The sequence below is a fragment of the Mycobacterium sp. E1214 genome, assembly GCF_001666755.1.
Taxonomy (GTDB): domain Bacteria; phylum Actinomycetota; class Actinomycetes; order Mycobacteriales; family Mycobacteriaceae; genus Mycobacterium.
This window is the reverse complement of the sequence record NZ_LZJC01000095.1, coordinates 15018-41502: the sequence shown is the minus strand read 5'-3', so window position 1 is coordinate 41502 and position 26485 is coordinate 15018. Positions and strand designations below refer to the sequence as shown.

29 protein-coding genes are annotated in these 26485 nt (G+C 68.1%); 11 read left to right on the top strand and 18 right to left on the bottom strand.

Annotated features, from left to right (window positions below; genetic code table 11):
* The first annotated feature begins 110 nt into the window (after positions 1-110).
* Positions 111-1283 carry a Rieske 2Fe-2S domain-containing protein gene (locus A5700_RS13605; protein WP_068065897.1) on the top strand — a complete coding sequence of 391 codons (1173 nt, stop codon included), beginning with the start codon at positions 111-113 and terminating at the stop codon, positions 1281-1283.
* Between the two features lie 5 nt (positions 1284-1288).
* Positions 1289-1741, top strand: coding sequence for a hypothetical protein (locus A5700_RS13600; protein WP_068065894.1), 453 nt, complete (start codon positions 1289-1291; stop codon positions 1739-1741).
* Positions 1742-1905: 164 nt separating this feature from the next.
* On the opposite strand, the gene A5700_RS13595 is transcribed toward A5700_RS13600, so the two are convergent.
* From A5700_RS13595 to A5700_RS13565, 7 genes are all read right to left on the bottom strand, one after another.
* Positions 1906-3054: a sulfotransferase gene (locus A5700_RS13595; RefSeq protein WP_068065959.1), complete on the bottom strand. Its 1149-nt coding sequence runs from the start codon at positions 3052-3054 to the stop codon at positions 1906-1908.
* A 51-nt stretch (positions 3055-3105) separates the two neighbouring features.
* Positions 3106-3888: an SDR family oxidoreductase gene (locus A5700_RS13590; RefSeq protein ID WP_068065892.1), complete on the bottom strand. Its 783-nt coding sequence runs from the start codon at positions 3886-3888 to the stop codon at positions 3106-3108.
* The gene (locus A5700_RS13585) at positions 3885-5012 is read right to left on the bottom strand and encodes a hypothetical protein (protein WP_068065889.1); all 1128 of its coding nucleotides are present in this window, start codon (positions 5010-5012) and stop codon (positions 3885-3887) included. Before A5700_RS13585 ends, A5700_RS13590 begins: the two co-directional genes overlap by 4 nt.
* An 88-nt stretch (positions 5013-5100) precedes the next feature.
* The gene (locus A5700_RS13580; protein WP_068065887.1) at positions 5101-5388 is read right to left on the bottom strand and encodes a hypothetical protein; all 288 of its coding nucleotides are present in this window, start codon (positions 5386-5388) and stop codon (positions 5101-5103) included.
* A 55-nt stretch (positions 5389-5443) separates the two neighbouring features.
* A complete protein-coding gene (gene dmpG / locus A5700_RS13575; protein WP_068065883.1) occupies positions 5444-6502 on the bottom strand; it encodes a 4-hydroxy-2-oxovalerate aldolase in 1059 nt (352 codons plus the stop codon).
* The gene (locus A5700_RS13570; protein WP_068065879.1) at positions 6499-7419 is read right to left on the bottom strand and encodes an acetaldehyde dehydrogenase (acetylating); all 921 of its coding nucleotides are present in this window, start codon (positions 7417-7419) and stop codon (positions 6499-6501) included. The genes dmpG and A5700_RS13570 overlap by 4 nt, the downstream gene beginning before the upstream one ends.
* A 46-nt stretch (positions 7420-7465) precedes the next feature.
* A complete protein-coding gene (locus A5700_RS13565) occupies positions 7466-8251 on the bottom strand; it encodes a 2-keto-4-pentenoate hydratase (RefSeq protein WP_068065877.1) in 786 nt (261 codons plus the stop codon).
* 72 nt (positions 8252-8323) lie between these two features.
* Between A5700_RS13565 and kstD the strand changes: the two genes are divergently transcribed.
* On the top strand, positions 8324-10006 hold the full coding sequence (gene kstD / locus A5700_RS13560; RefSeq protein ID WP_068065956.1) for a 3-oxosteroid 1-dehydrogenase: 1683 nt from the start codon (positions 8324-8326) through the stop codon (positions 10004-10006).
* A 1-nt stretch (position 10007) separates the two neighbouring features.
* Positions 10008-10868, top strand: coding sequence for a MaoC family dehydratase (locus A5700_RS13555; RefSeq protein WP_068065874.1), 861 nt, complete (start codon positions 10008-10010; stop codon positions 10866-10868).
* Between the two features lie 98 nt (positions 10869-10966).
* Here the strand turns inward: A5700_RS13555 and A5700_RS13550 are convergent, their stop codons facing one another.
* The 7 genes from A5700_RS13550 to A5700_RS13520 all read right to left on the bottom strand — a co-directional run bounded on the left by A5700_RS13550 (position 10967) and on the right by A5700_RS13520 (position 17908).
* Positions 10967-11806, bottom strand: a complete 840-nt coding sequence (locus tag A5700_RS13550; RefSeq protein WP_068065872.1) for a hypothetical protein — start codon at positions 11804-11806, stop codon at positions 10967-10969.
* Positions 11807-11972: 166 nt separating this feature from the next.
* Entirely contained in the window at positions 11973-13142 is a 1170-nt protein-coding gene (locus A5700_RS13545; RefSeq protein WP_068065869.1) for a lipid-transfer protein, read from the bottom strand.
* Complete coding sequence (locus tag A5700_RS13540; RefSeq protein ID WP_068065866.1) at positions 13143-13544, bottom strand: MaoC family dehydratase; 402 nt, start codon at positions 13542-13544, stop codon at positions 13143-13145. It lies immediately after the preceding gene.
* Positions 13541-14494: a bifunctional MaoC family dehydratase N-terminal/OB-fold nucleic acid binding domain-containing protein gene (locus A5700_RS13535; protein WP_068065864.1), complete on the bottom strand. Its 954-nt coding sequence runs from the start codon at positions 14492-14494 to the stop codon at positions 13541-13543. Before A5700_RS13535 ends, A5700_RS13540 begins: the two co-directional genes overlap by 4 nt.
* On the bottom strand, positions 14491-15654 hold the full coding sequence (gene fadE29, locus A5700_RS13530) for an acyl-CoA dehydrogenase FadE29 (RefSeq protein WP_068065862.1): 1164 nt from the start codon (positions 15652-15654) through the stop codon (positions 14491-14493). The genes A5700_RS13535 and fadE29 overlap by 4 nt, the downstream gene beginning before the upstream one ends.
* The gene (locus tag A5700_RS13525) at positions 15639-16658 is read right to left on the bottom strand and encodes an acyl-CoA dehydrogenase family protein (protein ID WP_068065858.1); all 1020 of its coding nucleotides are present in this window, start codon (positions 16656-16658) and stop codon (positions 15639-15641) included. The genes fadE29 and A5700_RS13525 overlap by 16 nt, the downstream gene beginning before the upstream one ends.
* A complete protein-coding gene (locus tag A5700_RS13520; RefSeq protein ID WP_068065855.1) occupies positions 16658-17908 on the bottom strand; it encodes a cytochrome P450 in 1251 nt (416 codons plus the stop codon). Before A5700_RS13520 ends, A5700_RS13525 begins: the two co-directional genes overlap by 1 nt.
* A 132-nt stretch (positions 17909-18040) precedes the next feature.
* On the opposite strand from A5700_RS13520, the gene A5700_RS13515 reads away from it, so the two are divergent.
* From A5700_RS13515 to A5700_RS13505, 3 genes are read left to right on the top strand one after another with little or no spacing between them, the layout of a single operon-like run.
* Positions 18041-19204, top strand: coding sequence for a steroid 3-ketoacyl-CoA thiolase (locus tag A5700_RS13515; RefSeq protein ID WP_068065852.1), 1164 nt, complete (start codon positions 18041-18043; stop codon positions 19202-19204).
* Positions 19205-19207: 3 nt separating this feature from the next.
* Complete coding sequence (locus A5700_RS13510) at positions 19208-19603, top strand: hypothetical protein (RefSeq protein WP_197502723.1); 396 nt, start codon at positions 19208-19210, stop codon at positions 19601-19603.
* A gap of 1 nt (position 19604) precedes the next feature.
* A complete protein-coding gene (locus A5700_RS13505) occupies positions 19605-20054 on the top strand; it encodes a nitroreductase family deazaflavin-dependent oxidoreductase (RefSeq protein ID WP_068065846.1) in 450 nt (149 codons plus the stop codon).
* On the opposite strand, the gene A5700_RS13500 is transcribed toward A5700_RS13505, so the two are convergent.
* On the bottom strand, positions 20051-20956 hold the full coding sequence (locus A5700_RS13500) for an SDR family oxidoreductase (RefSeq protein ID WP_068065844.1): 906 nt from the start codon (positions 20954-20956) through the stop codon (positions 20051-20053). The genes A5700_RS13505 and A5700_RS13500 overlap by 4 nt on opposite strands.
* Before the next feature lie 25 nt (positions 20957-20981).
* Entirely contained in the window at positions 20982-21767 is a 786-nt protein-coding gene (locus A5700_RS13495; RefSeq protein ID WP_369828271.1) for an SDR family oxidoreductase, read from the bottom strand.
* A gap of 68 nt (positions 21768-21835) precedes the next feature.
* Here A5700_RS13495 and echA20 point away from each other — a divergent pair, with 68 nt between their 5' ends.
* The 4 genes from echA20 to ipdC are packed head-to-tail and all read left to right on the top strand — an operon-like array spanning position 21836 to position 25332.
* Positions 21836-22591 carry a (7aS)-7a-methyl-1,5-dioxo-2,3,5,6,7,7a-hexahydro-1H-indene-carboxyl-CoA hydrolase gene (gene echA20, locus A5700_RS13490; RefSeq protein WP_068065842.1) on the top strand — a complete coding sequence of 252 codons (756 nt, stop codon included), beginning with the start codon at positions 21836-21838 and terminating at the stop codon, positions 22589-22591.
* Positions 22591-23475, top strand: coding sequence for a cholesterol ring-cleaving hydrolase subunit IpdA (ipdA, locus tag A5700_RS13485; protein ID WP_068065837.1), 885 nt, complete (start codon positions 22591-22593; stop codon positions 23473-23475). The genes echA20 and ipdA overlap by 1 nt, the downstream gene beginning before the upstream one ends.
* A complete protein-coding gene (gene ipdB, locus A5700_RS13480; RefSeq protein ID WP_068065835.1) occupies positions 23472-24218 on the top strand; it encodes a cholesterol ring-cleaving hydrolase subunit IpdB in 747 nt (248 codons plus the stop codon). The genes ipdA and ipdB overlap by 4 nt, the downstream gene beginning before the upstream one ends.
* Before the next feature lie 40 nt (positions 24219-24258).
* Positions 24259-25332, top strand: coding sequence for a (3aS,4S,5R,7aS)-5-hydroxy-7a-methyl-1-oxo-octahydro-1H-indene-4-carboxyl-CoA dehydrogenase (ipdC, locus tag A5700_RS13475; RefSeq protein ID WP_369828270.1), 1074 nt, complete (start codon positions 24259-24261; stop codon positions 25330-25332).
* Position 25333: 1 nt separating this feature from the next.
* Here the strand turns inward: ipdC and A5700_RS13470 are convergent, their stop codons facing one another.
* Positions 25334-25723, bottom strand: coding sequence for a VOC family protein (locus A5700_RS13470; protein WP_068065831.1), 390 nt, complete (start codon positions 25721-25723; stop codon positions 25334-25336).
* Positions 25720-26448 (bottom strand): DUF899 family protein, encoded by a 729-nt coding sequence (locus A5700_RS13465; protein ID WP_231973693.1) that lies wholly within the window; start codon positions 26446-26448, stop codon positions 25720-25722. Before A5700_RS13465 ends, A5700_RS13470 begins: the two co-directional genes overlap by 4 nt.
* Positions 26449-26485: the final 37 nt, after the last annotated feature.

Here is a 26485-nt window from a genome sequence, read left to right as displayed (position 1 = left end):
CGGGCCGCCGCCGTTGCGGGAGGCGTCAGTCACGGGCCGCGTCGTTGCGCGCCCCCGCCGCAAAACTGTAACGTGTTCTAGTTAGAGGTCCTGCGAGTTGGAGGTGACTGGTGAGTACCGACACCAAGGCGGTCGGCATCCGGGAGATCGATCCCGGCGCCCTGCCGACCAGGTACGCCCGCGGCTGGCACTGCCTGGGCGTCGCGAAGGACTTCCAGGACGGCAAGCCGCACCCGGTGGAGGCGTTCGGCACCAAGCTGGTGGTCTTCGCCGACTCGCAGGGCGACATCAAGGTGCTCGACGGCTACTGCCGGCACATGGGCGGCGACCTGTCCGAGGGCACCATCAAAGGCGACGAGGTCGCCTGCCCGTTCCACGACTGGCGCTGGGGCGGTGACGGCCGTTGCAAGCTGGTGCCGTACGCGAAGCGGACGCCCAAGACGGCGCGGACCCGGGCGTGGACGACCGACGTGCGCGGGGGCCTGCTGTTCGTCTGGCACGACCACGAGAACAACCCGCCCGACCCTGCCGTCCGCATCCCCGACATCCCGGAGTCGCACAGCGACGAGTGGACCGAGTGGCGGTGGAACCGCATCCTCATCGAGGGCTCCAACTGCCGCGACATCATCGACAACGTCACCGACATGGCGCACTTCTTCTACATCCATTTCGGGTTGCCGACGTACTTCAAGAACGTGTTCGAGGGTCACATCGCCTCGCAGTACCTGCACAACGTGGGCCGGCCCGACGTCAACGACCTCGGCACGTCTTACGGTGAGGCGCATCTGGACTCCGAGGCGTCCTACTTCGGGCCGTCGTTCATGATCAACTGGCTGCACAACAGCTACGGCGGCTACAAGGCCGAGTCGATCCTGATCAATTGCCACTATCCGGTGACCCAGAATTCGTTCGTGCTGCAATGGGGCGTGATCGTCGAAAAGCCCAAGGGCATGGACGAGAAGATGACCGACAAGCTGTCGCGCGTCTTCACCGAGGGCGTCAGCAAGGGCTTCCTGCAGGACGTCGAGATCTGGAAGCACAAGACCCGCATCGACAACCCGCTGCTGGTCGAGGAGGACGGTGCCGTCTATCAGCTGCGCCGCTGGTATCAGCAGTTCTACGTCGACGTCGCCGACATCGAGCCGGAGATGGTGGAGCGCTTCGAGATCGAGGTGGACACCACCAGGGCCAACGAGTACTGGAACGCCGAGGTCGAGCAGAACCTCAAGGCCCGGGAAGCCGAGTCGGAGGCGGCCGAAGACGTTCCCGCCGAACAACACTGACGCCCATGCCTGACGATCAGTCGGCGGTGCCCGACGTCGACCAGCTGGCGCGGTCGATGCTGTTGCTGCACGGCGACGGGCACGACCACGAGGAGAGGCCGGCCCGCGAGGGCGGGTCTCGATCCTGGTCGAAGTCAAGGGATTTCGCGAACGACCCGGAGCGGGCGGCCGCGGTCCGTGAGGCCAGCCGCGCGGACCGCGAGCGGTATCTCACGTCGGGGCTGCTGCCGGTCGACTGCCGGTTCTGCCACGTCAGCGTGACGGTCCGCCGGCTCGGGCCCGGGCACACCGCGGTGCAATGGAACACCCAGGCGTGGCAGCGCTGCGCCTACTTCACGGAGGTGCGCGAGTCCGGCGGCGACACCGCCCGGACGCGCTCGTGCCCGAAACTGAGCGACAGCATCGAGCACGCGGTCGCCGAGGGCTATCTCGACGGCGCCCCGGACGACGAGGACTGACTCTGGTCCCACCGGTCCCATGGGCCGCACCGGCCCCGGCCAGCAGGGCATATCGGTTTGTGCCCGCCTCATAGCGACAACGCCTAGCGGCAAGCGCGGCGGCGAGCGCGGCAAGCGCGGCGAGCGGCAGGGCACCCCGGCAGGCAGTCACCCCGGCGCGGCGCTCACAGGCCCGCGAAGCGCTCCTTGACCTCTTCGGCGGTAAGGCCGTAATCGGCCAGCGAGTACTTGTGCTTGGGGGCCCGCGCGCCGGTCTGGCTCTCGGCGTGGCTGTCCTCCATGGCCTTTCGGGCCTCGTCGGTCAGCTCCAGGCCGAAGTGGCGGTACACGCCGGCGACCGTCCCGAGCGGATCGGCGATCAGGTCGTGGTAGTCGACGTCATAGAACTGGGCCGCGTCGTGTTTGGCGCGCTCGGTGTTGAAGCGCTGTAAGCCCCGCGACCAGGTCTCCATGGCGTCGGCACCGATCTGGGCACCGGAGAACGTCGTCGACCAGCCCTCGGCGGTGTGCTGGGCCAGCGAACACATCGACGCCAGGATGGTCTCCACCGGCCGGTGGGTCTGGATCACCAACGCGTCGGGATACGTCGCCAGCAACGCGTCGAGGGCGAACAGGTGGCTGGGATTCTTGAGCACCCACCGCTTGCCGGCGTCGTTGAGCCCGATCAACTGCAGGTTGCGCCGATGCCGCTGATACGACGGTGTCCAGTCCTGCCGCGACAGCCACTGCGAATAGGTGGGCAGGTGCGCCAGCGTCTCGTAGGACACCGAATGTAGCGACTGCCGCAGCAGCTGCCAGCACTCCTCGAGCTCGTAGGCGGCCATGAAATGCAGGCCGGTGTACTCCGGATTCTCGGCGTGAGCCTTGTCGAACTGGGCGTTCAATTGGCTGTACCACGGATTGGAATCCCAGGTGTCGCGCGGCGGCCGCGGCTGCGGGAACTCCGCCAGCCACAGGTGCAGGCCCTGGTGCAGCGGGTCCGCGCCCAGGAGCCGGTGCAGGATCGTGGTGCCGGTGCGCGGCAGCCCGGTGACGAAGATCGGCCGCTCGATGCCGACGTCGGCGTGCTCCGGGTACTGCTTCCAGGCGGACTCGGAGAACAGCCTGGCCACCAGCGCGCCGCGCAGGAAGAACCGATTCATCTTGCTGCCGAACTCGGTGAGTCCCGCGTCGCGCTGGTAGGACTCCAACAGCACGGCGAGGGCCTCGCGGTAGTTGTCGTCGTCGACCCCGAAGTCATCGAGGCCGACCAGCTTGGTCGCCGACGCGTGCAGGTCCTCGACGGTGCCGACGTTGGTGCGCTCACCCGTCATCTCCGCCATCTCCTTCTCATCGCCTCGCGCTCTGCATCGTCGATGGCGGCATCAGGTGTGGTACTCCCCGCAATTGACATCCAGGGTCTGTCCGGTGATGCCGCTGGACAGGTCGCTGGCCATGAACAGGATCGCCGAGGCCACCTCGTCCTCGGTCGGCAGTCGCTTCAGGTCGGAGCCGGCGGCAGTGGCCTGGTAGATCTGCTCGGCGGTGGTGCCGTACTTGCCTGCCTGGTGGTTGAAGTAGCCCTGCAGCGTCTCACCCCAGATATAGCCCGGCGCAACGGAATTGACCCGGATTCCCTGCTCGCCCAGCTCGGTGGCCAGCGAATGCGACATCGACAGCAGCGCCGACTTGGCCATTTTGTAGGCGCCGTACTTCGCCTGCGAGTGCCGCAGCACCATGGAGTTGACGTTGACGATCGAGCCCTTCGACTCGGCCAGCGCCGGCGTGAACCCCTGGATGAGCCGCAGCGCGCCCAGCGCGCTGAGCTCGATCGCGTCGCGAATATGCTGAAAGCTGGTGCCGGAGAACGGCTTCAGTGACGGCACGCGGAACGCGTTGTTGATCAACACGTCGACTTTGCCGTAGGCCTCCAGGGTGGCGTCGACGAGGTTGCTGACCTGGTCGTCGTCGGTGATGTCGGTGCGCACCGTGACGGCCCGGCCTCCGAGGTCGGCGATCTGTTTGGCGACGTCGTCCAGGCGTTCCGGCGTGCGGGCAGCCAGGACCAGGTCCGCGCCTTCGCGCGTGCACCGGTGCGCCAGCGTGGTGCCCAGGCCGGGGCCGACGCCGCTGATGACCACCACCTTGCCGTCGAGCAGCTTCGTCATCCCAACATCCTTGCCTGAATCTGTTGCTGGCGCAGGGCGATTCGAGCGCGCCAATCGTCTTCGGAGATCTTATTCTGCTCGAAGTAGGGCAGCTTGCTTGCCACCGCGTCGAGGTCGACCAGCTCGACGGTGGGCCCGTCGGCCTCGGTCAGCTCGCGAGACACCCGCTGCCAGCGAAATTGCAGGTAGCCGCGTCGGTGATCGAGGGTTTCCACCCAGTTCGTGACACCCGGGTTACCGTCCGAGACGACGATGCGGACCTTGCCATCCGGATCCGCTTGTGCCTGAGTGTTATTCAGCGAGGTCTGGTGGTTGATGTAGTCCAGCGAGATGTACCACAGGCTGCCCAGCTGGAAGCCGAGGTAGGGGGCGTCGCTGACCGGGATGGTGATGATCAGCGCCTGGTCGGGTCGCAGGTCCCAATGACCCACCGAGGAATACTGGGTCGCCAGCCCGCCCGGGGTCAACCGCGGCGCCACCATGGTGTTGACCGGCAGATTGTCATAGAACCACTGCGGAAACTGTAGCCAGGTCTTCACCCGCTGCACCAGTTGCTTTCCGGCTGTGGCGTAGCGCTTTTCGATCAGCTCGCGAGTCAGCGGCGGCGGCGCGGTGCCGGCGGTGTCGAGCCTGGAGATGGCGAGCGTGCCGCGCTGGGCCGCCCAGTCGCCGTAGACCTCGCGGATCACCAGCTGTCCCGCGTTGGTCGGTCGGACCCGCCACTCGAACGCGCCGTCCGCGTCGATCTGCAGCTCGCGGTCGTCGAAGGCGGCCTGGCTGACGGGCACGAAGTCGTCGGTGTACTCACCGCCGAGCAGCTGGAAGCTCAGGTCGGTGGTGGTGCCGCGCCGGCCGGTGACCACGTACTCGTGGCCGGCGTGCACACGGGTGCCGAAGTAGAGCGTGTCCGGGTTGTCCAGGCCCATCTTGGTGAACGGCCCGGTGCCCGACTGCAGGAAGGGGTGATCGCGGTCGTAGTCGAACGCCAGATGCACACAGCCCGAGACGCAGCCGGCGAGGTACTGCAGCCCTTCCAGCAGGTCGGCCTCGGACTCGATGAACGGCGCGGCGGCCACCAGAGCCTCGGCCTCGGCGATCGCGGACGTCAGGGGTTCAGAGAACACGCCTTGACGCTAGAACGTGTTCTACTTTTTCGTCAATGGCGAACATTCCCGCGTGTCGTCCGCGGTCATCGACGACGAGCGCGGCTCACTACGACGTGCACCGCTGCGACAGGTCGATCAGGTGCTGCCGCACGTCGGGATGCCGGTTCAGGTAGTCCAGGACGTTGGGGCCGCCGCCCTCAGCCTCGGACCTGGCTTGCAGCTGCGCGTGAATGTCGGGATGCCGTTGCAGGTACGAGTCGATCGACTGCCCCACGGTCTGGTTGCAGGGGGCCGCGTCGGCGGTGCCCGCCACGGGCAGCGCGATCACGGTCGCGGCGGTCGCCACCAGCAGCCCCCGGGCGATCAGGCCGGCCACTTTGGATGTCGTACGCATGCACCAAAGATTACCCGCGGTCGCTATGCGTGGCCTGTGCGCTTTGCCGGGCCGGTCAGCGGCCGGCCGAGGCGCCTGCCTGCTGCTCGCGTTTGATCTCCAGCGCGATGTCGATGAGCTGGTCCTCCTGACCGCCGATGAGCTTGCGCTGACCAGCCCGGTGCAGCAGCTGGTGCGCCGGCACCCCGTAGCGCTCGGACTGGCGGATCGCGTGCTTGAGGAAGCTCGAGTACACCCCGGAGTAACCCATGATCAGGGCGTTGCGGTCCAGCAGGCACTCGGCGGGCATCGCCGGGGCCACCACCTCCTCGGCGGCGTCGGCGATGTCGAAGAAGTCGATGCCGGTCTTGACGCCGATCTTGTCGAACACCCCGATGAGCGCTTCGACCGGCGCGTTGCCCGCGCCGGCGCCGAACCGGCGGCACGAGCCGTCGATCTGCTTGGCGCCCGCCCGCACGGCCTCCACGCTGTTGGCCACGCCGAGCCCGAGGTTCTCGTGCCCATGGAAGCCCACCTGGGCGTCGTCGCCGAGCTCGGCGACCAGCGCCGCCACCCGGTCGCGCACGCCCTCGAGGACCAGCGCACCGGCGGAGTCCACGACGTAGACGCACTGGCATCCCGCGTCGGCCATGATGCGGGCCTGCTCGGCCAGCTTCTCCGGCGCGATGGTGTGCGACATCATGAGGAACCCGACGGTTTCCAGCCCCAGCTCTCGGGCCAGGCCGAAATGCTGGATGGAGACGTCGGCCTCGGTGCAGTGCGTGGCGATCCGGCAGATCGAGCCGCCGTTGTTCTGGGCCTCCTTGATGTCCTCCTTGGTGCCCACGCCAGGCAGCATCAGGAAGGCGATCTTGGCCTCTTTGGCGGTCTGCGCGGCGAGCTTGATCAGCTCCTGCTCCGGGGTTTTGGAGAACCCGTAGTTGAAGCTGGAACCGCCGAGCCCGTCGCCGTGGGTGACCTCGATGACCGGCACGCCGGCAGTGTCGAGGGCCGCCACGATGGCCCCGACCTCCTCGGCGGTGAATTGGTGGCGCTTGTGGTGCGAGCCGTCGCGCAGCGACGTGTCGGTCATCCGGACGTCCCAGATGGGGTTGAAGAAGATATCGGAGGTCATGCCTGGGCTCCTTGCGTGGCGGCGCCGAGGGATTCCCGGGCGATCTCCTCGCCGACCTTGGTGGCCGCGGCGGTCATGATGTCGAGGTTGCCGGCGTAGGGGGGCAGATAGTCCCCGGCGCCTTCCACCTCGACGAAGGTGGTGACGACGGCCTGGCCGCCGGAATGCACCGACGGCTCGTCGAACTGGGGCTCGTTGAGCAGCCGATAGCCGGGCACGTAGGTCTGCACTTCGGCCACGACGTCGCGGATCGACTGCGCGATCGCGTCGCGGTCGGCGTCGGTGGGGATGGCGCAGAAGATGGTGTCGCGCATGATCATTGGCGGGTCGGCCGGGTTCAAGATGATGATCGCCTTGCCGCGCCGAGCGCCGCCGATGGTCTCGACGCCCCTGCTGGTGGTCTTGGTGAACTCGTCGATGTTGGCGCGGGTGCCGGGTCCGGCGGACACCGACGCCACCGACGCCACGATCTCGGCGTAGGGCACCTCGACGACGCGGCTCACGGCGTAGACGATCGGGATGGTCGCCTGACCCCCGCAGGTGATCATGTTGACGTTGGGCGCGTCGAGGTGCTCGCGCAGGTTGGCGGGCGGGATGACCGCCGGGCCGACGGCGGCCGGGGTCAGGTCGATCGCCCGGATCCCCGCGGCCTCGTATTTGGGCGCGGCGTCGCGGTGCACGTACGCGCTGGTCGCTTCGAACACCAGGTCGGGCTTGTCCGGCTGGGCCAACAGCCAGTCGACCCCTTCGTGCGTCGTCTCCAGACCCAGCTTGCGGGCCCGGGCCAGGCCCTCGCTCTCGGGGTCGATGCCCACCATCCAGCGCGGTTCCAACCAATCCGACCGCAGCAATTTGTAGAGCAGGTCAGTGCTGATGTTTCCCGACCCGACAATGGCCACACTCGCCTTAGCCGGCATGTAATCGCTCCTGTATTCAGCTATTGAATTCACGAATCGCTCGTAATTATTCGAACGACAACCTGACGGCACCGAGGCCAGTGAAGTCGGCGACGAATTCGTCGCCGGCGTGTGCATCTATCGCCCGCATGCATGACCCCGGCAATACCACGTCGCCTTTGTGCAACCGTACGCCGAAGCCGTCCACCTTGCGGGCCAGCCAAGCCACCGCGGTCACCGGGTTGCCCAGCACCGCGTCGCTGCGGCCCTGCGCGACCACCTCGCCGTTGCATTTGAGGACGGCGTCGATCGCCTTGAGATCGATGTCGTGGGGGGATACCCGACCCTGTCCGAGCACGAATCCCGCCGACGACGCGTTGTCGGCGATGGTGTCGCAGAGTTCGATTTTCCAATCGGTGATGCGGGTGTCGATCAATTCGATGGACGGGCAGACCGCCTCGGTGGCCGCCAACACGTCGTCCTCGGTGCAACCGGCGCCGGGCAGGTCCGCCTTCAGGATGAAGCCGACCTCCACCTCGACACGGGGATACAGGTAGCGGCTGGCCCGCACCGGGGTGTCTTCGAACAACTGCATCTCGTCGAGCAGGTGGCCGTAGTCGGGCTCGTCGACGCCCATCATCTGCTGGATCGCCTTCGACGACAGCCCGACTTTGTGGCCCAGCACCCGGGCGCCCTCGGCGACCCGCTGGCGGATGTTGATCAGCTGGATCTCGTAGGCGTCGACGACGTCGATCTCCGGGTGAGCAGCGGTGAGCGGGGCAATCGGTTCACGGCTCCGCTCGGCCTGCGCCAGCTCGGCGGCAAGCTCGTCACGTATCGCAACGTTGAGCATCTACGGAAGTCCCCTCGTACGGTTGACCGGCCCAGTAGCGCCCGGCCCGAGCAATTCTATAACGTGTTCTACATGACAGCACAGGAGCTCGACGTCGTCGTAGTCGGGAGCGGCGGAGCCGGCATGGTGGCCGCTCTCACGGCCGCGCATCAGGGACTTTCGACGGTAGTGATCGAGAAGGCTCCCCATTTCGGCGGCTCCACTGCGAGGTCGGGCGGCGGTGTCTGGATCCCCAACAACGACGTTCTCAAACGCGCCCGCGTCAAGGACACCCCGGAGGCGGCGCGCACCTATCTGCACGGGATCGTCGGCGACGTTGTCGAGGCCGAACGCATCGACACCTACCTCGAACGCGGACCCGAGATGCTGTCGTTCGTGCTCAAGCATGCGCCGCTGAAGATGTGCTGGGTGCCGCGGTATTCCGACTACTACCCCGAATCGCCCGGCGGCCGCGCCGAAGGCCGCTCGATCGAGCCGAAGCCGTTCGACGCCCGCAAGCTGGGCCCCGACGAAGCCGGGCTCGAACCCGCCTACGGCAAGGTGCCGCTCAACGTGGTCGTCATGCAGCAGGACTACGTGCGGCTCAACCAGCTCAAGCGGCATCCCCGCGGGGTGCTGCGCAGCCTCAAGGTGGGCGCGCGCACCATGTGGGCGAAGTCGACCGGTAAAAACCTCGTCGGCATGGGCCGCGCCCTGATCGCGCCGCTGCGGATCGGGTTGCAGCGGGCCGGTGTTCCGGTGCTGCTCAACACCGCGTTGACGGACCTCTACGTCGAGGACGGCGTGGTGCGCGGCGTCTACGTCCGCGACACCGGGGCTGCGGAGTCCGCGGAGCCGCGGCTGATCCGTGCCCGGCGCGGGGTGATCCTGGCCAGCGGCGGGTTCGAACACAACGAGCAGATGCGGGTGAAATACCAGCGCGCACCCATCACGACCGAGTGGACCGTCGGCGCGGTGGCCAACACCGGTGACGGCATCGTCGCTGCCGAAAAGCTGGGTGCCGCATTGGAATTGATGGAAGACGCCTGGTGGGGCCCGACGGTCCCGCTGGTGGGGGCGCCGTGGTTCGCGCTCTCGGAGCGCAACTCCCCCGGCTCGATCATCGTCAACATGTCGGGCAAGCGGTTCATGAACGAGTCGATGCCTTACGTCGAGGCGTGCCATCACATGTACGGCGGGGAGTACGGGCAGGGGCCGGGCCCCGGTGAGAACATCCCGGCGTGGCTGGTGTTCGACCAGCAATACCGCGACCGCTACATCTTCGCCGGATTGCAGCCCGGACAACGTATTCCACGCAAGTGGCTGGAATCCGGCGTCATCGTGCAGGCCGACACCCTCGAGGAGCTCGCCCAGAAGGCGGGGCTGCCGACGGCCGAGTTGTCGGCGACCGTGGAGCGATTCAATGGGTTCGCCCGGTCCGGGGTCGACGAGGACTTCCAGCGCGGGCTGAGCGCCTACGACCGCTACTACGGCGACCCCACGAACAAGCCGAATCCGAACCTCGGCGAGCTGCGGCACGCGCCGTATTACGCCGCCAAGCTGGTGCCCGGCGACCTGGGCACCAAGGGTGGGGTGCGCACCGATGTCCACGGCCGGGCGCTGCGCGACGACGGCAGCGTCATCGAGGGGCTGTATGCCGCGGGCAATGTCAGTTCCCCGGTGATGGGCCACACCTACCCGGGACCGGGCGGCACCATCGGACCGGCGATGACGTTCGGCTACCTGGCGGCGCTGCACATCGCGAAGGGGAATTGAGATGCCGATCGACGTTGACGTCGCGCTGGCGGCCGAGCTGGATCCCATCGAGTTCGCTTGGGAGAGCAGCGATGTGCAGCTCTACCACCTCGGACTCGGCGCCGGGGCGGACCCGATGAGCCCCCGAGAGTTGCGCTACCTCGTCGACGACACCCCGCAGGTGCTGCCGACGTTCGGCAACGTCGCGGCCACCTTCCACGTCACCAAGCCGCCGACGGTGCGCTTCCCCGGCATCGACATCGAACTGGGCAAGGTGCTGCACGCCAGCGAGCGGGTCGAGGTGCCGGCGCCGCTGCCCCCGTCGGGTTCGGCCACGGCGGTCACCCGGTTCACCGACATCTGGGACAAGGGCAAAGCCGCGGTGTTGTGGAGCGAGACGACGGTGAGCGCCCCCGACGGGACGCTGCTGTGGACGCAGAAGCGGTCGATCTTCGCCCGCGGGGAAGGCGGCTTCGGCGGCGAGCGCGGGCCGTCGACGTCCGACGCGACGCCGGACCGGGCGCCCGACCTGGAGGTCACGGTGCCGATCCTGCCGCAGCAGGCCCTGTTGTACCGGCTCTGCGGCGACCGCAACCCGCTGCATTCCGACCCCGAATTCGCTGCGGCGGCAGGCTTTTCGCAGCCCATCCTGCACGGGCTGTGCACCTACGGCATGACGTGCAAGGCGATCACCGACGCGGTGCTCGACGGCGACGCCACGGCCGTCGCGGCCTACGGCGCGCGCTTCGCCGGGGTCGCGTTCCCCGGCGAGACGCTGCGGGTCGGCATCTGGAAGGACGACGGCCGCTTCCTGGCGAGCGTTGTCGCGCCCGCGCGCGACAACGCCGTGGTGCTCAGCGGCGTCGAGTTGGTGCCGGCTTAGGTCCTCGCGGTCTAGGGCTCGGGGCACCCGACCCCACCCGAGCCCACCACCCGAGTGCGAAGTTAGCTTCACGTTCGCCTGCCAGCGTGAAAGTAGCTTCACGCTCGACGGGCACGGGCGGCGCGTACTCGTCGGACGATATCGGCGGGGCGGTCACCAGCGACCACCCGGATGACGATCCAGCCGAGACCCTCGAGCATCTCCAATCGCCGGACGTCCCAGGTGTATTGCCGACGGTCGTTGCGGTGTTGCTCACCGTCATACTCGGCCGCGACTTTGACGTCTTCCCAGCCCATATCCAGATAAGCCACCGGCTCACCGAAGTGATCGAAAACTGGGATCTGCGTCTGAGGCGGCGGTAAACCCGCCTGGACGAGCACGACGCGCAGCCACGACTCCTTCGGAGACTGTGCCCCACTATCGAAAAGTGCGATGGCCTCCCTTGCCTGCACGATGCCGCGGCGGCCCGAGTACCGTTCCGCGAGCAACTCGACATCCGCGGCCTTGATTCGTGTGGCTCGAGCCAATGCGTCGATGCCCGCAACCGCGGCGGTGATCGGATACCAGCAGCCGATATCCAGAGCCGTCCTGGCTGGTGAGGTCACGGAGATCCCGGCGATGGCGGTGATCTCGTCTTCCTCGATACGGTCCGCGTGAGCCCGAATGCCGGCTTGACGGTGGCGGTTGTCGTGAATGAGGTCCACCACGGTCTCGCCCTCGACCCATTTGCTCCCGTGTAGCGCCGCTGCGGAAAACCCGGCGACCACACCCTGACGGCCCGTCCAAAGCCATCCGGCCCGCGCGCGCAGGGCGGCAGTAACGTCGGCATCTCGACTGACGTAGACGTCTCGGAAAAGTCGGGTATAGCCGCCGGACAACTGACCCCTGGTTAGTGAGCCTCGAGCGATGGCCTCGCTACCAAGGAATGGCTCACCCACGACCGCAGCGTCGCACGAGTCACTCGCTTCGTCACTTCACTGGTACGAGTGTGCCGTTAGTTTCACACTCGACGCCGAGCGTGAAACTAAGTGCACGCTCGGCGGTAAAGCGAGGCGCGCCGACGAGGCGCGCCGCCGAAGCGCGCCGACGAAGCGCGCCGGCGACTCAGCCCAGGATCAGGCCCGAGGTCGGCACGCCGGTGCCGGCGGTGACCAGCACGTGCTCGACGTCGGGCACCGGGTTCACCGACGTGCCGCGCAGCTGCCGCACGCCCTCGGCGATGCCGTTCATGCCGTGGATGTAGGCCTCCCCGAGCTGCCCGCCGTGGGTGTTGATGGGCAACCGGCCGCCCACCTCGATCGCGCCGTCGGCGATGAAGTCCTTCGCCTCGCCGCGCCCGCAAAACCCCAACTCCTCCAACTGAATCAGGGTGAACGGGGTGAAGTGGTCGTAGAGGATCGCCGTCTGGATGTCGGTCGGCCGGAGACCGGACTGTCCCCACAGCTGCTGCCCGACCACGCCCATTTCGGGCAGGCCGAGCTCGGGGCGGTAGTAGCTCACCATCGTGTACTGGTCGGGGCTCGACCCCTGGGCCGCCGCCTCGATGACCGCCGGCCGCTGCTTGAGGTCGCGCGCCCGCTCGGGCGAGGTCACCACGATCGCCACCGCCCCGTCCGTCTCCTGGCAGCAATCCAGCAGCCGCAACGGCTCGGCGATCCACCGCGAATTCTGGTGATCCTCGATGGTGATCGGCTTTTCGTAGAAATAGGCCTTCGGATTCTTGGCGGCGTGCTTGCGGTCGGCGACCGAGATCGCGCCGAAGTCACGGCTGGTCGCGCCCGAGAGGTGCATGTAGCGCTGGGCGATCATCGCCACCTGCGCCGCGGGCGTGGACAGGCCGTGCGGATAGGAGAACGAATTGTCCGCCGTCGTCGAATCGGCTTGCACGCCAGCGCTTCCGGCCAACCGGGTCTGCACCTGACCGAACCGCATGCCGGAACGCTCGTTGAACGCCCGGTACGCCACCACGACGTCGGCCACCCCGGTGGCCACGGCGATCGCGGCCTGCTGGACGGTCGCGCACGCGGCGCCCCCGCCATACCCGATCTGCGAGAAGAACTTCAGGTCCCCGATGCCGACCGCGCGCGCCACGGCCGTTTCGTTGTTGGTGTCCATGGTGAACGTCGTCAGGCCGTCCACGTCGGACGGGCTCAACCCGGCGTCGTCCAACGCGTCCAGCACGGCCTCGGCGGCCAACCGCAATTCGCTGCGCCCGGAGTCCTTGGAGAAGTCGGTGGCGCCGATGCCGACGATCGCGGCCTTACCCGACAACATCTACGCGTCCCCGATCGTCAGCGTCGCCGTCGCGACGACGTGGTCACCAAGGCTGTTGCGGCCCACGATCTTGCACGTGATCAACCCGTCCTGGACGTCGGTCACCTCCCCGGAGAACGTCACCGTGTCGTAGGCATACCACGGCACCCCGAGCCGCAGGCCGATCGATTTGATCAACGCCGACGGCCCGGCCCAGTCGGTGATGTAGCGCTGCACCAGCCCGGTGTCGGTGAGGATGTTGACGAAGATGTCCTTGGAACCCTTGGCCTGCGCCAGGTCGCGGTCGTGGTGGACATCCTGGAAGTCGCGGGTGGCGATCGCCGTCGAGATGATGAAGGTAGGGTCGCCGTAGAGCTTGAGCTCGGGCAGCGTCGTGCCCACTTCCACGGTTGGCGCGGTCATGCGTCAGGCTCCCAGGCGTAGAGGGTCCATTCCGGTCCGGAGTCACCGGCCGGGAAGTCGAGATACGTTGCGCGTACCGGCAATCCGATTCGCACCTCGGCGGGGTCGACGCCGCGCAGCTCACCGAGCATGCGCACGCCCTCCTCGAGCTCGACCAGCGCGATGACGAACGGCAACGTGCGGCCCGGCACCTTCGGCGCGTGGTGCACCACGAAGCTGAACACCGTGCCCTTGCCGCTGGCCACGACGTAGTCGATCGGGGCGGACTTGTCCTGCCACACCGCCGGCACCGGCGGGTGCTGCAGGCTGCCGTCGGGCCGCCGCTGAATCCTCAGCTCGTGCGCGTTGACGCCCTCCCAGAAGAAGGCGGTGTCGCGTGACATCGCGGGCCGCATCATGGCGTCGGGGTCCAGGTCCGCCGGGACCGCCGCCGCCGACGACTCCGCTTCCCGCGGCTTGAATTTCAGGATGCGCCAGTTCATCTCGGCGACGTCCTCGTCCCCGACCCGCCAGATGATGTGCTGGTTGATGAAGTAGCCCTCGCCCAGCCCGGTCTGCTTGGGACCGACGACGTCACCCATCTCGGAGGTGATGCTGACCTGCTCGCCGGGCCGCAGGTAGCGGTGGTAGGTCTGCTCGCAGTTGGTGGCGACCACGCCGATGTACCCGGCGTCGTCGAACAGCTGCATCATCGGGCCCATGGGGTCGTCGGTCGGCCGCTCGCCGCCCAGCCCGAACATAGTCCACACCTGAATCATGGCCGGGGGCGCGACGATTCCCGGGTGGCCGACGGCGCGGGCCGCCGCCTCGTCGACGTAGATCGGGTTGCGGTCGCCGAGCGCCTCCACCCAGTTGTTGATGATCGGCTGGTTCACCGGGTCGCGGCCCGCCCGCGGCTTGGGGCCGCCGGCGGCCTTGATCTCGGCGATGGCCTCCTGGATGTCGGTCATCGCGGCACCCGCGGCACCTTGAGGCCGGACGCGGCGATCATCTCCCGCATGACTTCGTTGACGCCGCCGCCGAAGGTGATGACCAGGTTGCGCTTGGTCTGCGAGTCCAGCCAGTCGAGCAGCTCGGCGGTTTCCGGCTCGGCGGGGTTGCCGAACCGGCCGACGATCTCCTCGGCGAGCCGTCCGATGTATTGGATGCGTTCGGTACCAAAGACTTTCGTGGACGCGGCGTCGGCCACGTTGATGTCCTCGCCGGCGGCGGCGACCTGCCAGTTCAGCAGCTCGTTGATCCGCCACATGGAGTAGATCTCACCGAGCGCGCGCTTGACCTCGGAGTGGTCGATGGGCGTGACGCCGTCGCCGCCGGGCTTGGACGCCCACGCGTGCAGCCGGTCGTAGATTCCCGCGATGCGCCCCGCCGGTCCCAGCATCACCCGCTCGTTGTTGAGCTGCGTGGTGATCAGCCGCCAGCCGCCGTTCTCCTCGCCGACCAGCATGTCGGCCGGCACCCGGACGTCGTTGTAGTAGGTCGCGTTCGTGTGGTGCGCGCCATCGGACAGGATGACCGGCGTCCACGAGAATCCGGGGTCCTTGGTGTCGACGATGAGGATCGAAATCCCCTTGTGTTTCACGGCTTCGGGATCGGTGCGGCAGGCCAGCCAGATGTAGTCGGCATCGTGGCCGCCGGTGGTCCACATTTTCTGGCCGTTGACGATGTACTCGTCGCCGTGGCGCACGGCGGTGGTGCGCAGCGACGCCAGGTCGGTGCCGGCCTCGGGCTCGCTGTAGCCGATCGCGAAGTGCACCTCGCCGGCCAGGATCGCGGGCAGAAACTTCTTCTTCTGCAGTTCGCTGCCGAACTGCTGCAGCGTGGGGCCGACGGTCTGCAGGGTCACCGCGGGCAGCGGCACGTCGGCCCGCTGCGCCTCGTTGACGAAGATCGACTGCTCGATGGGGCCGAAACCCAGACCGCCGAACTCCTTGGGCCAGCCCACGCCGAGCTTGCCGTCGCGGCCCATCCGGCGGATGACCGCGCGGTAGGCCTCGTTGTGCCGGTCCTGCTCCATCGCCTTCATCTCGTCGGTCGAGATCAGGTTCGAAAAGTACTGGCGCAGTTCGGCTTGCAGCTGTCGCTGCTCGGGGGTCAGTTCGATGAACATTGCGCTCCCACCAGGTCGAGGCGATGCGACGGCCCGCCCAGCAGCCGGGTCAGGTCTTTGATCGTGGAATAGTACCGGTGCATCGGATAAGTGATGTCCATGCCCATGCCGCCGTGCAGGTGGTGGCAGGTCTGCATGACCGGCGGTGCCTGCGAGGTGAGCCAGTAGCCGAGGACGTCGAGGTCCGCGTCGGCGTCGCGGCCCTCCGAGAGCCGCCACACCACCGACTTCGCCACCAGATCGATGGTGCGCGAGGCGATGTAGACCTCGGACAGTTGGGCCGCCACGGTCTGGAACGTCGACAGCGGCTTGCCGAACTGCTTGCGGTTGGCCACGTAATCGGCGGTCAGCCGCAGCGCCCCGGCCACCAGCCCGTCGGTGTAGGCGCCGATCAGCGCCAGCGCCAACTGGTTGACCCGGTGCGGTGCGGCGCCGGCCAGCACGTCGGACTCATCGACCGCCACGTCGGCGAAGGTGACCGTGTACTCCTGCGAGGCGTTCGACGTCGGCGTCTTGGCGAGCCGCACACCGTCGGCCCTCGGGGAGACCACGACGACCGCGTTGTCGGCGGTCACGACGATCCAGTCCGCCGAGTCGGCGTAGGGCACAGCGACTTTCGTCCCCGACAACCGGCCGTTGGCCAAGGTGGTCGACGGGCGGTCGGGCAGCGCGGCACCCGGCTCGCTGAGCGCGGCCGTCAGCAGGCCGCCCTTGGCGACGTCGGCCAGGAACCGGTCCTGCTGCTCGTCGGTGGCCAGGTCCAGCAGCGGCACCACACCGAAACCCAGCGTGGCCAGCGCCGGGGTGATGGCGCCGTGGCGGCCCACCTCGGTCAGGACCGTCGCGACCTCGGGCAGACCGACGCCGTCGCCGCCGAGGCGTTCGGGCACCGGCAGCGCAGCGACGCCGCCGCTGACCAGCGCGTCCCAACTCAGATCCCGGTTCAGGACGGACGTCACCACGTCGGCGACGGCCTGCTGCGTCGCAGTGAGATTGAAGTCCATCAGGACGTCACCGCATGCTTGCCGCTGTAGTCGACCTGCCAGTGCTTGATGCCGTTGAGCCAGCCCGACCGCAACCGCTCGGGCTCGCCGATCGGCTTGAGGTCCGGCATGTGATCGGCGACCGCGTTGAAGATCAGGTTGATCGTCATCCGGGCCAGGTTGGCGCCGATGCAGTAGTGGGCGCCCGTGCCGCCGAAACCGACATGCGGGTTGGGGTCCCGCAGGATGTTGAAGGAGTGCGGGTCGTCGAAGACCTCTTCGTCGAAATTGGCCGAGCGGTAGGACATTACGACCCGCTGGCCCTTCTTGATCCGCACCCCGGCCAACTCGGTGTCCTCGTTGGCGGTGCGCTGGAAGGCCGACACCGGAGTCGCCCACCGGATGATCTCGTCGGCCGTGGTCGTCGGGCGCTCCCGCTTGAACAGCTCCCACTGGTCGGGGTGGTTCGCCATGGCGATCATGCCGTGGGTGATCGAGTTGCGCGTGGTTTCGTTGCCCGCCACCGCGAGCATCACGACGAAGAACCCGAACTCGTCGTCGGAGAGCTTCTCGCCGTCGATGTCGGCCTGGATCAGGGTGGTCACGATGTCGTCGGTGGGGTTTTGGTTGCGCTCGGCGGCCATGGCCATCGCGTAGGTGATCAACTCCAGCGACGACTGCGCGGGGTCGACGTCGGCGTACTCGGGGTCGGTGCCGCCGGTCATCTCGTTGGACCAGCGGAACAGCTTGTCGCGGTCCTCCTGCGGGACGCCGAGCAGGCCGGCGATGGCCTGCAGCGGCAGTTCACACGAGACCTGTTCGACGAAGTCGCCGCTGCCCTCCGTCGCCGCGGTCTTGGCGATGTTATGGGCGCGTTGAGCCAACTCGGCCTCCAACCGGCCGATGGCCCGCGGCGTGAACCCGCGCGAGATGATCTTGCGCAGCCGGGTGTGGTGCGGCGCGTCCATGTTGAGCATGACGCTGCGCTGCAACTCCACCTGTTCCCGCTTCATCTCCGGCGGCCAGGTCGGGATGGCGCCGTTCAGCCAGCTCGAGAAGATGTCGCTGCGCTTGGACACCTCCTTGACGTCGGCGTGCTTGGTCACGAGCCAGTAGCCGTAATCCTCGAAGCCGCCGGCGCCGTTGGGGATGTCGACCCAGTGGATCGGCTCCGCCTTGCGCAGCTGGGCGAGTTCCTCGACCGGCAGGCCGGCGAGGTTGACGTCGGGGTCCAGGAAATCGAAGTCGGCGGGGATGTTGGGGGGTGCCATGTGAAGTGAGCTCCTTTTACAACACTAATTGCAACGTGTTCTAGTGCCAGTAAAACACGGCTCCTGCGCAGATAAAAGGCAGGTCATCATCCTCGCTTGTCAGACTAATGAAACGTGTTCTAGCCTGACGGAATGGGTATCCCGGTAATCGTCGAAGCAACTCGCAGCCCGATCGGCAAGCGCAACGGATGGCTGTCGGGGCTGCACGCCACCGAGCTGCTGGGCGCCGTGCAGAAGGCCGTGGTGGACAAGGCCGGCATCGACGCGGGCGACGTCGAGCAGATCGTCGGCGGCTGCGTGACACAGTACGGCGAGCAGTCCAACAACATCACCCGGGTTAGCTGGCTGGTGGCCGGGTTGCCCGAGCACGTCGGGGCGATGACCGTGGACTGCCAGTGCGGCAGCGGCCAGCAGGCCAACGGCTTGGTCGCCGGCCTGATCGCCGCGGGCGCCATCGACATCGGCATCGCGTGCGGGATCGAGGCCATGAGCCGCGTCGGCCTGGGCGCCAACGCGGGCCCGGACCGCAGCATCCTGCGGCCCGCCTCCTGGGACATCGACCTGCCCGACCAGTTCACCGCCGCCGAGCGAATCGCCAAGCGCCGCGGCATCACCCGCGAGGACATCGACCAATTCGGCTACGACTCGCAGGCCAAGGCCCGGCAGGCCTGGGACGAGGGCCGGTTCGACCGCGAGATCTCCCCGATCGAGGCGCCCGCCCTCGACGAGAACAAGCAGCCGACGTCGGAGCGCGTCACCATCTCGCGCGACCAGGGGCTGCGCGAGACGACCCTGTCGGGCCTGTCCGCGCTGAAACCGGTGCTGGACGGCGGGATTCACACGGCGGGGACGTCGTCGCAGATCTCCGACGGCGCGGCCGCCGTGCTGTGGATGGACGAGGACAAGGCCAAGGCACTCGGCCTGCGGCCGCGGGCCCGCATCATCAGCCAGGCGCTGGTCGGTGCCGAGCCCTACTACCACCTCGACGGGCCGGTCCAGTCGACGGCCAAGGTGCTCGAGAAGGCCGGTATGAAGATGGGCGACATCGACCTCGTCGAGATCAACGAGGCGTTCGCGTCGGTGGTGTTGTCCTGGGCGCGGGTGCACGAGCCGGACATGGCCAAGGTCAACGTCAACGGCGGCGCCATCGCCTTGGGCCACCCGGTCGGCAGCACCGGCAGCCGGTTGATCACCACCGCGCTGCACGAGCTCGAGCGCACGGACCAGACGACCGCGTTGATCACCATGTGCGCCGGCGGCGCGCTGTCCACCGGCACGATCATCGAGCGCATCTAGTCCTTGGTGACCGTTCCCGACGAACGCCGGATCGCCGCGGCGCAGTCCTACATCGACGCGCTGGTCAGCCACGACGGCGCGGCCGTTCCGTTCGCGCCCGGCTGCGTGCGCATCGAACAGGGCATCAAGACCGGATTTTCCGGAAAACACCTGCGGCGCAGCCTCACTCGCGGACCGCAGTACCGGGTCATCGCCGCGGCGACACCCCCGGAGTTCTCCATCGCCGGTGACGAGGTGCGCGCCGTGTACGACGTGGTGACCAAGGCCGCCCTCGGCGGCCGCCGGGTCGCGGCGCACGTCGACGAGACGTTCGTCATCCCCGCCCAGAGAGCCGGCGGTGACGCCCAGATCCAGCACATCACCGTACGTTTGCAGCCGTTCCTGCGGCGGGAGGCCTGAGATGGAAAAACCGAAGTCCCTCAACGCGCCCTGGGTCACGTTCTTGATGAAGTGGATGGCCAAGGGCAACACGTGGATCTACCGGCGCAGCAACGGACGCTTCGGCGGCACGTTCCAGAAGGCCCCGGTGGCGCTGCTGACCACGATCGGCCGCAAGAGCGGTGAGCCGCGGGTGAGCCCGCTGCTGTACCTGCGCGAGGGCGATCGCGTCGTGCTGGTTGCCTCCCAGGGCGGCCGCGACAAACACCCGCTGTGGTATCTGAACCTCAAGGCCAACCCGGACGTCACGGTGCAGATCAAAAACGAGGTGCTGCGGCTGCGGGCCCGCGACGCCAACGCCGAAGAGCGCGAAGAATATTGGCCGAAACTGGAGGCCATGTACCCCTCGTTCAAGGACTACCAGTCCTGGACCGATCGGGTGATCCCGATCGTGCTCTGCGACCCTCGCTAGGCCCCATAGACCGGCACCGGCCGGCGCGCCTTGGCGAGCAGGTCGGCGACCACTCGCCCGAGCTCGGCGGGGTCCCATCTCGCGCCCTTGTCGATCTCCGGGCCGTGCGCCCAGCCCTCCGCGACGCGGATCTTGCCGCCCTCGAGCTCGAAGACCTTGCCGGTGACGTCGCGGGCCTCCGCGCTACCCAGCCAGACGACCAACGGCGCGATGTTCTCGGGCGCCATGGCGTCGAATTCCTGGTCCTGCGTGGACATCATCTCGGCGAATACCGTCTCCGTCATGCGGGTGCGGGCCGACGGCGCGATGGCGTTGACGGTGACGCCGTAGCGGCCCATCTCGGCCGCGGCCACGAGCGTGAGCGCCGCGATGCCAGCCTTGGCCGCGCTGTAGTTGCCCTGCCCGACGCTGCCCTGCAACCCGGCGCCGGAGCTGGTGTTGATGATGCGGGCGTCGACGGTCTCGCCCGCCTTGGACTGCGCCCGCCAGTAGGCGGCGGCGTGCCGCGTGGTGGCGAAGTGCCCCTTGAGGTGCACGGCGACGACGGCGTCGAACTCTTCCTCGCTGGTGTTGGCGATCATCCGGTCGCGCACGATGCCGGCGTTGTTCACCAAAACGTCCAAGCGGCCGAAGTTGTCGACCGCGGAAGCGATCAGGCCCGCCGCCTGGTCCCAGTCCGCGACGTTGGACCCGTCCGCGATGGCCTCGCCGCCCGCGGCGGTGATCTCGTCGACCACACCCTGGGCGGCGCTGCCGCCACCGGCCGGCGAGCCGTCCAGGCCCACCCCGATGTCGTTGACCACCACGCGCGCGCCCTCTTCGGCGAAGGCCAGCGCATGCGCGCGACCGATCCCGCCGCCGGCCCCGGTGACGATGACGACGCGGCCGTCAACTATTCCCATTTTCCGCCCATTCTGTTCGGATCCTCTACTTGATCGCGCTGGCGTTCGTGGTGGCCAGGTAGTGCGGCGGCTCCCCGCCGCCGTGCACCTCCAGCGACGCGCCACTGATGTACGACGCGGCGTCCGAGGCCAAAAAGGCCGCGGCCCAACCAATGTCGGTCGGCTGGGCCAACCGGCCCAGCGGTACGTTTCGCGAAATCGCGGCGATCGAGTCGGCGTCGCCGTAGAACAGCTCGGACTGCTCGGTCTCCACCATGCCGACCACGCAGGCGTTCACCCGGACCTTGGGCCCCCATTCGACGGCCAGGGTCTGCGTCAGGCTTTCCAGGCCGGCCTTCGCGGCCCCGTACGCCCCGGTTCCGGGGGACGGGCGGCGGCCGGACAGGCTGCAGATGTTGACGATCGAGCCACCCCCGGCCTGGGCCTGCATCTTCTCGTTGGCGCACTGCGAAACCAGCAGCGCACCAATCAGATTGAGTTCGATGATCTTACGGTTGAACTTGGCGCTGGACTCTGCGGTCAGCACGAACGGCGAGCCCCCGGCGTTGTTCACCACGGCGTCGAGCCGACCGTGATTGTCGACGATCGAATCGATGAGCGCCGTCACGGCCTCGTCGTCGCGGACGTCGCAGGAGTGAAACTCATACGGCAAGCCCTCCACCGGCCGGCGGGCGCAGGTGATCACCGTCGCGCCCTGCTGGGCGAAGACCGCGCTGATCCCCGCGCCGACGCCGCGCACGCCGCCGGTCACCAGAACCACCCGTCCGGCCAATCCCAGGTTGATGGCGTCGGGTGCTTCGGCGCGAGTCACTGTGCTAGCGTACCAAGCAAGTGCTTGCTTAGGTAGTTGCCCCACCCGCCCCACAAGGAAGTGGCACCGTGACCATCACCCCCACCACCGTCGAACCGGGCATCGTCGCGGTCACCGTCGACTTCCCGCCCGTCAACGCCATCCCGTCGCGCGGCTGGTTCGAGCTCGCCGACGTCGTCACCGCGGCCGGCCGGGACCCCGCCACGCACGTCGTCATCTTGCGCGCCGAGGGCCGCGGCTTCAACGCCGGTGTCGACATCAAAGAGATGCAGCGCACCGAGGGCTTCACCGCCCTGATCGACGCGAACCGCGGCTGCTTCGCCGCCTTCCGCGCGGTGTACGAATGCGCGGTGCCCGTCGTCGCCGCGGTCAACGGCTTCTGCGTCGGCGGCGGCATCGGCCTGGTCGGCAATTCCGACGTCATCGTCGCCTCCGACGACGCCACCTTCGGCCTGCCCGAGGTGGAGCGGGGCGCGCTCGGTGCGGCCACCCACCTCTCCCGGTTGGTACCGCAGCACCTGATGCGCCGGCTGTTCTTCACCGCCGCCACGGTCGACGCCGCCACCCTGCATCACTTCGGTTCGGTGCACGAGGTGGTGCCGCGCGCGGAGCTCGACGAGGCCGCGCTGCGGGTGGCCCGCGACATCGCGGCCAAGGACACCCGCGTGATCCGGGCGGCCAAGGAGGCGCTGAACCTGATCGACGTGCAGCGGGTGAACTCCAGTTACCGCATGGAGCAAGGGTTCACGTTCGAGCTCAACCTCGCGGGGGTGGCCGACGAGCACCGCGACGCATTCGCCGGCACCGCGAAGGGCAAGAAGTAATGGCCGACAAGCGGACCACGCTGGACGAGGCCGTCGCGCAACTGCGCAGCGGCATGACCATCGGCATCGGCGGCTGGGGGTCGCGGCGCAAGCCGATGGCCCTGGTGCGCGCGCTGCTGCGCACCGACGTCACGGATCTGACGATCGTCACCTACGGCGGCCCAGACCTGGGGCTGCTGTGTTCGGCCGGCAAGGTCAAGCGCGTGTACTACGGATTCGTCTCGTTGGACTCGCCGCCGTTCTACGACCCGTGGTTCGCCAAGGCCCGCACCACCGGGGCGATCGAGGCGCGCGAGATGGACGAGGGCATGCTGCGGTGCGGCCTGCAGGCGGCCGCGAACCGGTTGCCGTTCCTGCCGATCCGCGCCGGCCTGGGCAGCTCGGTGCCCGACTTCTGGGAGGGCGAGCTGGCCACGGTGACCAGCCCGTACCCCGCCCCCGATGGCGGGCACGAGACGCTGATCGCCATGCCCGCGCTGCGGCTCGACGCGGCCCTGGTGCACCTGAATCTCGCTGACGCCCAAGGCAATGCGGCGTACACGGGCATCGACCCGTACTTCGACGACCTGTTCCTCATGGCCGCCGACAGGCGACTGCTCTCCGTCGAGCGGGTGGTCGCCACCCAGGAGCTGGTCAAGGCCGTGCCACCGCAGGCGCTGCTGGTCAACCGGATGATGGTCGACGCGGTCATCGAGGCGCCCGGCGGCGCCCACTTCACCACGGCGGCACCGGATTACGGGCGCGACGAGAAGTTCCAGCGGCATTACGCCGAGGCGGCCGCCACCGACGAGGGCTGGCAACGGTTCGTCCAGACCTACCTGTCGGGCAGCGAAGAGGACTACCAGGCGGCAGTGCGCACGTTCAACAAGGAGGCTCACCAGTGAGCAGCACCCTCGCCGAAGTCTGCGCCGTCGCCTGCGCCGAATTGTTCCGGGACGCCGGCGAAATCATGATCAGCCCGATGGCGAATATGGCGTCGGTGGGCGCCCGGCTGGCCCGCCTGACCTTCTCCCCCGACATCGTGCTCACCGACGGCGAGGCCCAATTGCTGGCCGACACCCCGGCGCTGGGCGCGGCGGGTGCGGTCGAGGGCTGGATGCCGTTTGGCCGGGTCTTCGAGACCCTGTCCTGGGGGCGGCGGCACGTGGTGATGGGCGCCAACCAGGTCGACCGGTTCGGCAACCAGAACCTGTCGGCGTTCGGCCCGCTGCAACAGCCGACCCGCCAGATGTTCGGCGTCCGGGGGGCACCCGGCAACGCCGTCAACCACGCGACCAGCTACTGGGTGGGCAACCACTCAAAGCGGGTGTTCTGCGAGGCCGTCGACATCGTGTGCGGCATCGGCACCGACAAGATCGACGCGGACAACCCAGCCTTCCGCTTCGCCAACCCGTACCGGGTGGTGTCCAACCTCGGCGTGTTCGACTTCGACGGCCCGGACCGGACCATGCGGGCGCTGAGCCTGCACCCCGGGGTATCCCCCGACGACGTGCGCGAGGCCACCTCCTTCGACGTCGCCGGCCTGGACGAGGCCGAGGAGACTCGGCTGCCCACCGACGACGAGCTGCGCCTGATCCGCGAGGTTATCGACCCGAAGTCGTTGCGGGACAGGGAAATTCGCTCATGACCGGCCGGCACCCACATCGCTTCGCGCTGCGCCGTCGGCGGTGGCTATGAGATTGCGCACGCCGCTGACCGACCTGATCGGCATCGAGCACCCGGTGGTGCAGACCGGCATGGGCTGGGTGGCCGGTGCGCGCCTGGTCTCGGCCACCGCCAACGCCGGCGGCCTGGGCATCCTGGCCTCGGCCACGATGACCCTGGACGAACTCGCGACCGCCATCGCCAAGGTCAAGGCCACCACCGACAAGCCGTTCGGGGTGAACATCCGCGCCGACGCCGCCGACGCGGGCGACCGCGTCGACCTGATGATCCGTGAGGGCGTCAAGGTGGCCTCGTTCGCGCTGGCCCCCAAACAGGAACTCATCGCGAGGCTCAAAGAGGCCGGGGCCGTGGTCATCCCGTCGATCGGCGCCGCCAAGCACGCCCGCAAGGTTGCCGCGTGGGGCGCCGACGCGATGATCGTGCAGGGCGGTGAGGGCGGCGGCCACACCGGTCCCGTCGCCACCACCCTGTTGTTGCCTTCGGTCCTCGACGCCGTGCAGGGCAGCGGAATCCCGGTGATCGCCGCGGGCGGCTTCTTCGACGGGCGCGGCCTGGCCGCGGCGCTGTCCTACGGCGCCGCCGGGGTCGCGATGGGAACCAGGTTCCTGCTCACCTCCGACTCCACCGTGCCCGACGCCGTCAAGCGCCGGTACCTGGAGGCCGCGCTGGACGGCACCGTCGTCACCACCCGGGTCGACGGCATGCCGCACCGCGTCCTGCGCACCGGCTTGGTCGAGAAGCTGGAGAACGGTTCGCCCATCCGGGGTTTGACCGCGGCCGTGCGCAACGCCGCGAAGTTCAAGAAGATGTCCCACATGACGTGGCGCTCCATGATCGCCGACGGCATGGCGATGCGGCACGGCAAGGAGCTGACCCTGGCTCAGGTGGTGATGGCGGCCAACACGCCGATGTTGTTGAAAGCCGGCCTGGTCGAAGGAAACACCGACGCCGGTGTGCTGGCCTCCGGTCAGGTGGCCGGCATCCTCAACGACCTGCCGTCGTGCGCCGAGCTGATCGAGGCGATCGTCGCCGACGCCGTCAAGCACCTGCAGTCGGCCGCCGCGCTCGTGCAGTAGGTCAGGACTCGACCACCAGCAGCGTGTGTCCCGTCGGATCGCGAAACCAGAACATCGGCGGCACCGGGTCGCCCATGCGGGATACCTGCGCGTCGACGTCGACGCCCAGCTCCTTCATCGCCGCGTGAGTAGCGTCGATGTCGTTGGTGGTCAACGTGATACCGGTGTTGGTCGGTTGCACCGGGCCGGCCTCCTCGGGTGGTGGGGCGAGCGCGACGCCCGTCGTCCCCGCGGGCGGATACACCTCGATCCACCGGTAGCCGCCGCCGAACGGGGTATCGGTGCGCTTTTCGAACCCGAGCGACTCGTAGAAGGCGACCGCCTTGTCCTGGTCGGGTGTCGCCACGCACACCAGGCTGATGGCCGTCAGGCCGGTCGTCGTGGTGGTCATCTCGCTCCTTCTGGTTGGGCGTCGGCGCCGTAGGCCCGCGCGATCTCCTTCGACCCGGCCCACCCGCTGTAGGTGGGCCGCTGGGGCCAGCCGTCCGGCGAGTCCTGCCACTGCTCCTGCCGGCCGTAGGGCAACACGTCGATCAGGGCGAACGAGTGGCCCAGCTGTTCGCACCCGCGGCCGTCGGTGTGCCAGGTGCGGAACGCCCGATCGCCGTGGCGCAGAAAGACGTTCACGGCGAAACCACCTCCCGGCGGAGCGCCGACGTCCGCGCCGAATGCGCTGTTGGCCGTCGAGTACCAGGTCATCGCGTTGCCCACCCGCCGCCGGTATTCCAGCGCCTCGTCGATGGGGCCTTGGGTGACGATGACGAAGCGCGCGTCGTAGTTGTCCAGGAACTCCAGGCGGGTGAACTGCGACGTGAAGCCGGTGCAGCCCGGGCACTGCCACTGCTCGCCCGGGAACCACATGTGGTTGTAGACAATCAGCTGCGACTTGCCGTCGAACACGTCGACCAGCCGCACCGGCCCGTCCGCGCCCTCGAGGATGTAGTCCGGCATGGCGACCATGGGCAGCCGTCGGCGCTGCGCGGCGATCGCGTCGAGCTCCCGGGTGGCCGCCTTCTCCCGCACGCGCAGCGCGTCCAATTCGCGCTGCCACACCTGCCCGTCCACGACGGGCGGCAATCCCACGCTGTCCACCACGAACCCTCCGGCAATGTTCACGCTGTCAACATGCTAATGTTCACACCGTACACTTGGC